Raw genomic sequence first — 11,934 nt, forward strand, 5'->3', positions numbered from 1 at the left:
AATGAGTATAGTCCAATAACGCGGCTGTAGCAGAATGACTTAAAATGATAGGTATGATGATTAGATATAGATTATGGGTATGGATGTTGTGCCTGATGTTTCCAACATGGATGTGGGCGGAAAATACGACACGTACATGCTCCTCTTTTACACAGCAGGGACGTCAGGTGACTTTTCACCTGACGGACAGTGCCGCGTTGCAATTGCAACTTTGTAGCTCTTCCGTCGTGAAAATCTGGTTCTCACCCGACGGGCAATTGCAGCGAAGAAATGCTTCGTTTGCAGTGATTAATGAAGAACTGGAAGAGGTAGGAACTATTCATGTGGATGAACAAGCGGCCTGTTATGAAATATTTACTCCGAAGTTGCGTATCCGGGTGAATAAATCTCCGATGAGTCTTCAGATATTCGATAAATATCAGAAACTCTTGTTTAGCGATTATGCCGATAAAGGTCATGTCAGTGAAGGAACGAAGAAGGTGGAATATAAAGTGCTTCGTCGTGACGAGCACTTCTTCGGACTTGGTGAGAAAGCGGGAAAGATGGATCGTCGTGGCGAGTCTTATAAGATGTGGAATAGTGACAAACCTTGTTATAGTGTGGTAGAAGATCCTCTTTACAAGAGTATTCCTTTCTTTATGAGCAATTATCGGTATGGTATTTTTCTTGATAACACCTATAAGACAGAATTCAAATTCGGAACGGAAAGCCGTGATTATTACAGTTTTGAAGCGCCGAACGGGGAAATGGTATATTACTTTATCTTCGGTAAAGACTATAAAGAAATCATCAGCCAATATGTCGGACTGACCGGAAAACCTATCATGCCGCCGAAATGGGCGTTGGGTTTTGCCCAATGCCGCGGTCTGTTGACAAGTGAAAAGTTAAGCCGTGAAATTGCCGAAGGCTACCGGAAACGGGGAATCCCTTGTGATATTATCTATCAGGATATCGGCTGGACAGAATACTTGCAGGATTTCGAATGGCGCAAAGGAAACTATGAAAACCCCAAAAAGATGCTTTCGGATTTGAAGGAGATGGGTTTTAAGGTAGTCGTATCTCAAGACCCGGTAATTGCACAAGCCAATAAAAAACAATGGGAAGAAGCAGACCGCTTAGGCTATTTTGTAAAGGACAATACGAACGGCAAAAGCTACGATATGCCCTGGCCGTGGGGTGGGAACTGCGGAGTGGTGGACTTCACCCTGCCTGCCGTAGCCGACTGGTGGGGGGCTTATCAGCAGAAACCGATTGATGATGGTATCTCCGGCTTCTGGACAGATATGGGCGAACCTGCCTGGAGTAACGAAGAGCAGACGGAACGCCTGGTGATGAAGCACCATCTCGGTATGCACGATGAAATCCATAACGTCTATGGCCTGACTTGGGACAAAGTGGTAAAGGAGCAATTTGAAAAGAGGAACCCGGACCGTCGTGTTTTTCAAATGACTCGTGCTGCTTATGCCGGATTGCAACGTTATACGTTCGGCTGGACGGGTGATAGCGGAAACGGAGACGACGTACTGCAAGGTTGGGGACAATTAGCCAATCAAATTCCTGTAATGCTTTCCGCCGGATTGGGATTAATCCCATTTTCTTCCTGTGATATTACCGGTTACTGTGGGGATATTGAGGATTATCCGGCTATGGCGGAACTCTATACCCGTTGGATTCAATTTGGTGCCTTCAATCCTTTGAGCCGTATCCATCATGAGGGAGATAATCCGGTGGAACCATGGCTTTTCGGACCGGAAGCGGAAAAGAACGCGAAAGCAGCTATCGAACTGAAATATCGTTTGTTGCCGTATATCTACACTTACGCCCGCGAAGCGTATGATACAGGATTGCCTATCATGCGGCCTCTGTTTCTCGAATATCCAATGGATATGGAAACTTTCTCTACGGATGCTCAATTCATGTTCGGTCGTGAATTGTTGGTAGCCCCTGTGGTGAAGAAAGGTGCCCGCACAAAGAACGTGTATCTTCCCGAAGGTACATGGATAGACTACAACAACAAGCAGACAGTCTACACCGGAGAGCAGTGGACTACGGTTGATGCTCCCTTGTCCTCTGTTCCTATGTTTGTGAAGCAAGGTTCTATCATCCCCACCATGCCGGTGATGAACTACACCCATGAGAAACCGGTATATCCACTTACTTTTGAAATCTTCCCCGCACAGGAAGGCGCACAGGCAGTCTTTACTCTTTACGAAGATGAAGGAGAAAACTTAGGGTACCAGCGTGATGAATTTGTCAAAACACCGATTGTTTGCAGCACTCTGGCAAATGGATATGAACTGACAGTCTCTGCCCGTGAAGGAAAAGGATACACTGTCCCCGGTCCGAGAAATCTATTGTTCCGTATTTATTCTGCGAAAGCCCCGAAAGAGGTAACTGTCAAAGGAAAGAAGATAAAGAAGGTAAAACCGGAACGATTGGAAGAAAATTTAGAGAATGATACGGAAACTGTGGCGTGGAGTTGGGATAAAGAAACTGGTGTCTGCAGTGTACGAGTACCTGATAAAGGTGTTAATGAAAAGATTATGATTATCTCTAAGTAGTAATTATATAAATAATTCATGGGAAGTATAATCGCTATTTCTTAGCCTTGTATTTCCCGTTTATCGGGCATATATATCCGAAATGCCGGATATATATGCCTAGTGTGTTGAAGCTATATGTCTGACTTAATGCACCTGCGGTCTCAATTGATTTCCCACTTTATTATTTTAGCCGGAGTGCTTGTAATAATCACGTTCGTCTCATTAAATTCTTTTGTTACTCAAGCTGGTACAGTTGGAAGCTTCTTTGCCTATGTTTTTCGTTTGTATTCTCTTTATCTTGCCTATGTTCTTAGAATAAAACGGTATATTTGTAGCTGATTAACAGTGATTTTTGTGTTTAAAAGAGATATTTATAAGCAGTTGCAAGAGTGAGCCGGACGTACAGGGCGTAAACCCTTAGTGTTGCGTGGTGCGCGTCAAGTAGGAAAAACGACGTTAGTTAATGAATTTGCCCGGAACTTTGAGAATTATCTTCATTTGAATCTGGAGCGTGAAGAAGATGCTTTTTATTATTTGGGTAGTTTACCGAAGATACTTTCTTTGATTTAAGTACAATACTTTCATACTATAATGTATGAAAAGGAACAGACCACTATTGGTGGAACTGTTCCTTTTTTGTTCAAGACAGATGTGATATGTGATTATTTATTCCGTAACCAGTTTCAGAGAAACATCATCGAACCAATAAATAACATTGTCTGTTGCCGTAGCATTGTAACCGGTCAGTTGGTTATTGGCACCTGCACATAGTTTGAATACAAACTTGACTAGTACATTGGTAGGAATATCTACAGTTACAGCATACTTTTTCCATTCTTTACCTGCCTGATTGATAACTGTTCCCCAAATATCATTTTCGCCGGACTCGATAGTTTGCGCTCCATTTTGCAATACAATTGCCTTCTGGAACTTAGCTTCTTTGGCAATATCTTCATTGTTTTCGCAAAGAGTGATACTGGTGATGAACGGAGATTCCGTCTGATTGGTTTTAGCATAGAAGCTCAATTCGTATTTACCGGGTTTTACTCCTTGTAGTGGGTATGACAAGTCTACTCCCCAGGTATTATCAACTTTCTCGGCGGTATATTTCAAAGAACGATTGCTACCATTAGCTCCTGTGCTGGTATCTATGGAAAGTGACGGATTGGTGACGTCCGGTTTTGCAAACCACATATCCAGAAAGTTCAGGGTATTATTACCTTGTGTCTGCCAGGCTGCATATATTCCCGGTTGTTTATCTGCAGCGAAGTCTTTCTCAAAACTTCCGTTTTTTACCAATTCGGTGGCAGGCTCTTCGCCTTCTCCCGGTCCGGCTTCATCGGTCGGCTCGAGGGTTACTTTGTCGAACCAGTAAACTACATTGTCCGCTTTCTTGCAGTCGTAACCACTCAAACTGTTATTATTTCCCGCACAAGGCTTGAATACGAATTTCACCAGTTTGTTGTCCGGGATATTCACAATCATGGAGTATTGTTTCCATTCTTTTCCTGCCCGGTTGATTTGTGTCCCCCAAATATCGTTGACTCCGGTCTTTATCTCTTGTTTGCCATTTTGAAGAACGATTGCTTTCTGGTATTTCGCTTCTTTGGCTATATCTTCATCATTTTCGCATAGGGTGATGCTGGTAACGAAAGGTGTATCATCCTGATTCGTTTTTACGTAGAAACTAAACTTATATTTACCGGCTTCCACTCCTTGCATAGGATAAGACAAGTCTACGTCCCAACTGTTTGCTACACTGGCAGCATATTTAAGGGAACTACTACTGCCGTTTGCTCCTGTACTACCGTCTACTACCAAAGCATCTCCGGTTTTTGCAAACCACATATTCAGATAATTCAACGTGTTGCTGCCTTGTGTTTGCCAGGCTGCCCATATACCCGGTTTCTTGTCCGCTGCAAAATCCTGTTCAAAGTCTCCGTTTTCAACCAAATTTTCAGACGGTTCCTCTTCTTCCTCATCATCTCCGTCATCCGGTTTGTTTTCTTCTTCCTGTTGGTAATAACGGATATATTCGATTTCCATTTGTCCCGGTAATCCGGAGTCATCAATTTCCCCCGGCCATGTGCCTTCACCGCCAAGGGCATAGTTTAGAATCAGATAGTAGGGAACGTCGAACGGCCATTGCTTCATTTCCGCTTCATTTTCCAGATGCATATTCGGATAACTGAATGTTTCCTCACCGTTAATCAGGAATGTCAGTTCTTCCGGAGTCCATTCGAGGGTGTATAGGTTGAATTCATTTTCCTTATAAGTCCCGCCTCCTGCACGTGGTGGGTTTTTGTCCAGACCTAAATCCAACGTATAGTGACTATGTACTGTATGCCAAGCTACTTTCTCAAGGCTGACTTGTTCCATAATATCGATTTCTCCTCCATACTCATTTGCTCCCGGAGGATTTGGATACTGCCGTTGTACCGGTAGTAACCAAATAGCCGGCCAACCTCCCTGTAAACTGTTGAACTTGGCGCATATCTCCAGCTTTCCATACTTGAATCCCGCTTTTCCACGTGTGCTTATACCTCCGGTCATGTACTGACCGTCTTTTTTCTCTGCGCGTAGAATGAGTCTTCCGTTTTGTACATAAGCCTGTTCTGTGCTTCCCGTTAAATATTTGTTCCATGGAGAATTACCTTTCGGCTCAAAAATCCATTTGTCTGCATCAAATTGGGGACCTTCCTGATTAAACTCTTCCGACCAGATCAATTTCCAGCCGTCTATTGCCTTTGATTCGTCTTTGGCATGTAGTGTATAGATATTGATGTCTTCCGACTGGCAGGATAATACTCCAATCCATAACAATAAAATGCTTATTACTTGTTTCATAGCTGTTCCTTTTAAATATTAAAATATAAGGGGGAGACAGCGGGAGTAGTCATTACTCCCAGCCGTCGTTTTGTGTTAAGTTGCCATTTTTATAAATCTCCGATTGAGCGATAGGATAAAGATTCATCTTTTCGTCCCAGACGCGTGTCTGTATCTTCACCGGAGTATAACTGTATTTTGATCCTTTTTTAGTGACTTTTACTCCATAGATATCTTTCACTACATCTCCGATCATCCAGCGGCGGATGTCCCAAAAACGATGATCCTCGAAAGCAAGTTCTATGCGGCGTTCGTTGCGCAGACGAGTGGTGAAGTCATCTCCATTGTCCGTAATATTAGGCATATTGGCTGCGCTACGAACCATATTCAGAGCTGTGCGTGCTGACATTGGCAGTTCATCGGCATCGGAGGCATAGTCCGGTCCGCCAAGTTCGTTCATGGCTTCTGCATAGTTCAGCAATGTTTCTGCATATCTGAACAGGATGAAGTGATGAGGCTTTTTGATCGGATTGGTTGGAGACAGGGAGACTGTTTCATTCATATATTTGCGTAGATAATATCCGGTCAGTGTGGCTCCCGTAATGGGTGATGCATTTCTGCCACCTTCGAATGTTTCTATTTTGGTACCCATGAAGGAAGCTTCATTGTAAAGGATAGCTTTGTAGAAACGCGGATCACGTCCGGAGTATGGTTTGGATGCATGTTTGGTATTCTCCCAGCTGAACGGAGTGCCGTCCGCCATTTCGTAAGCATCGACCAGGTTTTGTGTTGGAGTATTGCCACTGTTTCCGTTCTCGAAACCGATTGGAAGGTTTCTTGATTCGAAAGCGTTGTCGTCATTGTTACGGCGTTCAAAAATCAGTTGGGACGAGTTGAGAACTACGTTTCCTCCGTTCACGTCATACAAAGGATCAACATCAATGTTGGGTAAAGTGTACCATCCCGTTTTAATAATGTCATAAGATGCTTTGGCAGCTTTCTTCCATTTGTCAGTGGCGTGAGAAGGATTGTGAAGTTTGCTGGCAGCATACAGTAAAGCGCGTGCCTTGACAGACATAGCCATTCCTCGTGTAGCACGTCCGGTCTCATTATAGAAATCTTTGTAACTGACTGGTAATTCCGGTGCTGCCTTGTCACATTCATCGACAATAAAATCAATCACTTTGTCAAACGGAGTCTTTTCTACGGAATTAATCTCATCTATCTGATAAGTGCGTGTCAACAGGGGGATATCACCATAACGTTTGGCTAGCTCCAAATAAAAGAAAGCACGGAGGGCACGTACTTCATGTACGCGCATTTTAGCTTTTTCCACATCAATTTCGTAATCCACATTCCATTTGAAACGTTCCAGTACCTCGAGCGAATAGTTTTCCAGGAATGAATTGGCTTCACGGATAGCAGTATAGTAGTTTCCCCATACATCATCTACTGTTTTGAGCGGGCTCCAGGTTCCATTATATACATTATATACGCTGCTTTGATTCCAAGTATATACAGCGTTGTCTGTTGCGGCATCCCTTAGCGCATCTCCTATTGCACCGAAGTCTTGTGGTAATTGAGAGTAAACAAAAGTCGATAAGCTTGTTACATTGCTGAAATAGGAGTACATTTCTTCTTTTGTCATTCCGGTGGTTTCATCGAAATCCAGATAATCGCATCCGGTGAAGAGAGCTGCTATGCAGGCTGTTGTGATATATTTAGTTAGTTTCATAATGCTTTCGATATTAGAATTTAATACTGGCTCCGAAATAGACAGAGAACATATCCGGGTAGTTGACGCTGAAATCTTCGCAGTTCATGTATTTAACATGATCGAGCGAAAAAACATTGTTCGCACTGGCGAAGATACGGCATTGTTCCAGCTTGATTTTCGATATCCAGTTCTTCGGCAGGTCGTAATATACATTCAGGTTACGTAACTTCAGGTATTCACCATTTACCAGCCATTGCGTACTGTTTTGGAAATTATTGGCATTGTTCAGTGTTGACAAACGGGGTACATTGGCTATATCTTTTGTTTCTTCCGTCCAGCGGATTTTATCGTGCAGATACCATTTGGATATGTTGGTGTTATTGCGTAATGGCCAGTACACACTACTTGTATTCAGCATTTTGCTGAAACGTGTCGCTCCTTGGAACAAAGCGTCTACTCCGAAGCCTTTATACTCAAATCCAAGGCGAATGCCGCAATAGATCTCGGGAATACTGCTTGAATATCCGATGGCATGCTTGTCATTATCGTCGATAATACCATCGTTGTTCATGTCTTTGTATTTCACATCCCCCGGGCGTACTTCCGAGAATTGTTGCTTCGGACTATTTGCGATATCTGCCTCATCGCGGAAATAACCGATTGCTTCCAGACCAAATATTTGTCCGATAGCTGATCCTTTGCCGGACAGATAACTCCAAGGCTTATAACCTTCTCCGTTTTCTACGACTTTGGTTTTGATATACGTCAGATTGGCTCCTACATAATAATGAAAGTCTTTGTGGCTATTATCTTTCCATTCCATACTTATTTCCAGTCCTTTCTTTTCTTCTTTGCCGGCATTTTGCTGGGGTACGCTGATACCGATGGCAGAAGAAATCAGATTGTCTGCTCCAATCAGCATATTGCTTCTTTTGTCGAGGAAGGCGTCTAATGTGACACTTAATTTGTTAAAGAGACGCATATCTATTCCTACATTGTATTTGTTGGAAACTTCGAGAGTCAGATTGTTCATAGCCAGTTTATCTTCTTTGTTACCGCTGGCCACGTTATTGGCATCGCCAAAGTAGTATTGTCCACCCCAGATATAGTATTGTTGAGTAAGTCCGTAGGGAATCTGGTCCCATCCGGCACGTCCGTAAGAAGCACGAATCTTCAAAAGATTTACAGCAGTCATTTTTTTCATGAATGATTCGTTGGATAGCACCCAGGCAGCCGATACTGCCGGATAACTGCGGAACTTATCACCTTCGGGCAAAACGCTGGTCCCGTATTGATTGAATACCACATCCAGCAAATAAGTATTGTTGTAATTGTATCCTGCCATCCCCGTGATATACATACGTTTATAGGCATTATTGGCTCCCAGTCCTCTTTCCGACTCCTGACGATATAGAGCGGTGGCGTTCACTCCGTGTTTTCCGAACATGCGATCGTATTTTATCTGGGCTTCCAGACTAGTGTTGATATATTGCTCGGTCATTCCCCAACAACTGACGGTCAATGCACTGTTGTCTCCATAAACTTCAGACATGGCTTCTTTTTCTCCGGTGACAACATTGACTATCGGTGTGTTGACTGCATACTGGAAGTTCTTGCTACCTTGTTCTTTAAATACTGCATTATTATCGTAGGCAACAGCTACTTCAGCACTAAGTCCCGGAGTCAGCGATGACAAATCCTGCCGGATTCTCATGTCCGCCTGCAACATTCTGGGGTTTTCTTTGAAATAACCGATGTCTGCAATACGGGCAATCGGATTGTCTTTTAACACAGAGTTGCTACCCCACATTCCGTTAGAGGTTTTCACAGGGAAAGCACCGGAGGGAGTATTGAACAGACCGTAGAAAATGTCACTTTCATAAGTAGACGGACGTTTCCGTTCCCGTAGTGAACCTAACATGGTTAGTTGTGCCAGGGTAGAGGGAGTGACATCAATATCAATATTCATCCGTAAATCAAGTTCGTATTTTCTCATCTGTGCAGAATAACGATCGGAGTATTTGGCGTATTTGTCGTTCAATATTCCGTAATCATTCTTATAACTTAACATCGTGTAGTAACGTAAGTTTTTTCCTCCTCCGCGGAAATTGATGTCGAGCTGGTTGTTGACGGTATGTTTTCTCAATCCTTCGCCAAGCCAGTCAGAGTTTGCATACAAATCCCGGTTGCTGCCGTTTTTGAAAGCGTCCAGTTCGTTGCGGGTATATTGCATTTCCAGTCCGTCATAGTACAAGGCTTCGTTCAAGGCTGCTGCATATTCATAGCCATTGGCAAATTCCGGTTGGTTGATGGGGAAGTCCATCCCGTATTTATAGTTGACGTTCACCTGCATTTTGGTGTTATATTGTCCTCGTTTTGTAGTTACGAGAATCACCCCATTGGCTCCGCGGGCTCCCCAAAGAGCAGTAGCCGGTCCATCTTTGAGTACGGTCACCGATTCTATTTCTACCGTGTTGAGACATTCGATAGGACGTGGAAAACCGTCTACCACAATCAAGGGATTATTACTGCCGCGTAGCAAAGTCGTGGGGTTCTGGGTCCATCCGGTACGTTGCATTACTTCCAGTCCGGGAACCAATCCATAGAGAGCGTTAAAAGAATTGGGAGTTGCGTTTTTTTCGAGTTCTTCTGCAGTGACAACGGATACGGCTTGTGTTTGCCGGTCTGCGGTGCGGCTTGCCATTCCCATATTGACCATTCTGTCCTGCGGATCCAGTTTTATCTGAATAGATTTTCCGGTAGCCCTGATTCGTTTGCCAATGGCATCGGCATAGGAAACTACCATCCAGTCACCTTCTTCTCCATTCAATACAAATACTCCATTCCGGTCAGTGATGGCAGAGACGCTCGGAGTGTTGACCAGATGTACCTTAGCACCTGCAACAGGTGAGCCTAAGGCATCTGTCACTGTCCCTGTTATCTGCTGTGCCCAGGTAGTCACAGCAGATAGTAAAGCCATACTGATTACTATATATTTACGTTTCATACGTTTTCGATTTAAATTTGTCTTTTTATTGTTTATTACCATCCGGGATTCTGTACCAGTCCGTATTTCTTGTTGATTTCACTCAAAGGTATAGGGATCAGGAAATAACGGTCGCTCCAGTTTTTAATCCATCCCCTTTCGTTGTACACTTTTCTGTCTTTGGTGTAGGCAAAAACTCCTTGACTGTCTTTAGTGATAAAAAGACGCTCGATAGGAGTTTTAAACAAATCATCGCGTTTCCAGCGGGTCAGGTCGAAATAGCGTACCTCTTCATAGCCGAATTCGATGGCGCGCTCGTGCAGGATAGCTTCACGTAGTTCTGCTCCGGGAGTAGCTTTTGCTGTGGTCAGGTCCGGCATATTGACCCGGTTACGAACCATGTTAATATAATCATAAGCATCGTTTCCAAATTCATCTTTCGTGGTTGCTTTTCCCAGTTCATTCATTGCTTCGGCAATATTCAGATAGATTTCAGGCAGGCGGATCAATGGGCAGGAATAGAATTTTCCATTCACTTCATCGGCTCTGTCGCGTTGGAACTTGCGCATACCATATCCGTTATAGGTTAGACGGAACAGTACAGGTGAAATATCATCGCATCCTTCACTTTCTCCTTTGGCTATGCGGAGCTCACGTCCCCGGAATTGATCGCCGTTTACATAGAGGGTTTCGTACATACGAATATCACGTACGGGATTTCCCTGTGCGTCAAAGAAAGGATGTGCTTTGTGTGTTGGGTTGTTCCAGTCAAACGGGGTTCCGTCTGCCATTTCAAACATATCGGCATAGTTGGCACTGGCTCCTCCCATACCATAAAGCAATTCTCCGAAAGAATTGGTGCCTATGGTGTAATTGGTCCAACGGTGCGAGGAGATAAGCACTTCGCCGTTATAACGGTCAAAGTAGGCAGAGACAAAGTCTTCTCTCGGTTTTCCGGTGTTTACCAGTTGGTAGAAATTGTTGTTCTCCTGATTTGCCCGAAGCATTTCCAGTCCGGCATCCAATGCGTCCTGCCAGCGGGATTCCGCGTAGTTTCCATACCATACATAATGCTTGTCGGCAGCTTCTCCAGCCATAAATGGCTTTTCATTGTTGAATAGAGGACTGGCAGCGAATAACAGGACACGTGATTTCAAAGCTAACGCTCCGGCGGCTGTCATTCTGCCTTCGTCGGCTGCATTTACTTTCCATGGAAGTATTCTTGCTGCTTCATCCAATAATCCTATTATCTTTTGCACGGTTTCCTCCACAGTCATACGGGTGGTTGTCATGTCGTCTTCGGGAAGATAGGAGTGGTCAATCCAGGGCATTCCTCCGAAGTAGCGTAACATCTGGGAATAATGGAAAGCTATAATCATCTTTGCTTCCGCTTTTCGAATACTCTTTTCACGTTCTGTCATATCCGGTACCCGGTCTACATTTTCCAGGAAGATATAGGCTTTTCGGATTCCCGTCATGGGAGACATACCAAAAGAAGGGTCGGAAGTTCCTTCATAAAGAATGTAGGGCATATCGCCGGTTGATGAACTGACATTTCCCGTATAGTAAGAGCGTATTCCATTGGGTTTGATCGCATCTCCCAAGTCAGTCATGCCTTCCAGTATACCCCAGCACAATCTTCCACCGGAGGGTAGGTAGTCGGGTAGCGAACGGTATACTTCGGCTAGTGCCTGTTCGGCATAAACTTTATGTGCGTATACCGTATCGATCGTAATGTCTGTGGTGAACGGCTTGTCAAGAAAAGCATTCCCGAATTTGAAGTCCTCGCATGCACCTGTCGACAATAGTAGTACGGCTGCAATGCCTGTATGTAATAGGTTTCTTCTTTTCATGATTTTAGA

The 11,934-nt window shown here is 43.9% G+C and carries 5 protein-coding genes and 1 pseudogene; 2 read left to right on the top strand and 4 right to left on the bottom strand.

The window, feature by feature from the left end; translation table 11 throughout:
* The first annotated feature begins 56 nt into the window (after positions 1 to 56).
* A complete protein-coding gene (locus I2I04_RS04030; protein WP_195654462.1) occupies positions 57 to 2,561 on the top strand; it encodes a glycoside hydrolase family 31 protein in 2,505 nt (834 codons plus the stop codon).
* Positions 2,562 to 2,897: 336 nt separating this feature from the next.
* Positions 2,898 to 3,068: pseudogene (locus I2I04_RS23475) on the top strand (AAA family ATPase); the annotation flags it as partial.
* 141 nt (positions 3,069 to 3,209) lie between these two features.
* Here I2I04_RS23475 and I2I04_RS04040 read toward each other — a convergent pair.
* From I2I04_RS04040 to I2I04_RS04055, 4 genes are read right to left on the bottom strand one after another with little or no spacing between them, the layout of a single operon-like run.
* Positions 3,210 to 5,390 (bottom strand): glycoside hydrolase family 16 protein, encoded by a 2,181-nt coding sequence (locus I2I04_RS04040; RefSeq protein ID WP_195470398.1) that lies wholly within the window; start codon positions 5,388 to 5,390, stop codon positions 3,210 to 3,212.
* Positions 5,391 to 5,442: 52 nt separating this feature from the next.
* Positions 5,443 to 7,104: a RagB/SusD family nutrient uptake outer membrane protein gene (locus tag I2I04_RS04045; protein WP_195654375.1), complete on the bottom strand. Its 1,662-nt coding sequence runs from the start codon at positions 7,102 to 7,104 to the stop codon at positions 5,443 to 5,445.
* 13 nt (positions 7,105 to 7,117) lie between these two features.
* Complete coding sequence (locus tag I2I04_RS04050; protein WP_229126918.1) at positions 7,118 to 10,093, bottom strand: SusC/RagA family TonB-linked outer membrane protein; 2,976 nt, start codon at positions 10,091 to 10,093, stop codon at positions 7,118 to 7,120.
* 35 nt (positions 10,094 to 10,128) lie between these two features.
* Entirely contained in the window at positions 10,129 to 11,925 is a 1,797-nt protein-coding gene (locus I2I04_RS04055) for a RagB/SusD family nutrient uptake outer membrane protein (RefSeq protein WP_143258853.1), read from the bottom strand.
* Positions 11,926 to 11,934 lie beyond the last annotated feature (9 nt).

The organism is Bacteroides sp. 1001136B_160425_E2 (assembly GCF_015559655.1).
In the GTDB taxonomy this organism is placed as follows: Bacteria; Bacteroidota; Bacteroidia; order Bacteroidales; family Bacteroidaceae; genus Bacteroides; species Bacteroides luhongzhouii.

Coding starts and splice junctions, on each gene's coding strand:
- I2I04_RS04030 (WP_195654462.1), top strand. CDS start 57: ATGATTAGATATAGATTATGGGTATGGATGTTGTGCCTGATGTTTCCA.
- I2I04_RS04040 (WP_195470398.1), bottom strand. CDS start 5,390: ATGAAACAAGTAATAAGCATTTTATTGTTATGGATTGGAGTATTATCC.
- I2I04_RS04045 (WP_195654375.1), bottom strand. CDS start 7,104: ATGAAACTAACTAAATATATCACAACAGCCTGCATAGCAGCTCTCTTC.
- I2I04_RS04050 (WP_229126918.1), bottom strand. CDS start 10,093: ATGAAACGTAAATATATAGTAATCAGTATGGCTTTACTATCTGCTGTG.
- I2I04_RS04055 (WP_143258853.1), bottom strand. CDS start 11,925: ATGAAAAGAAGAAACCTATTACATACAGGCATTGCAGCCGTACTACTA.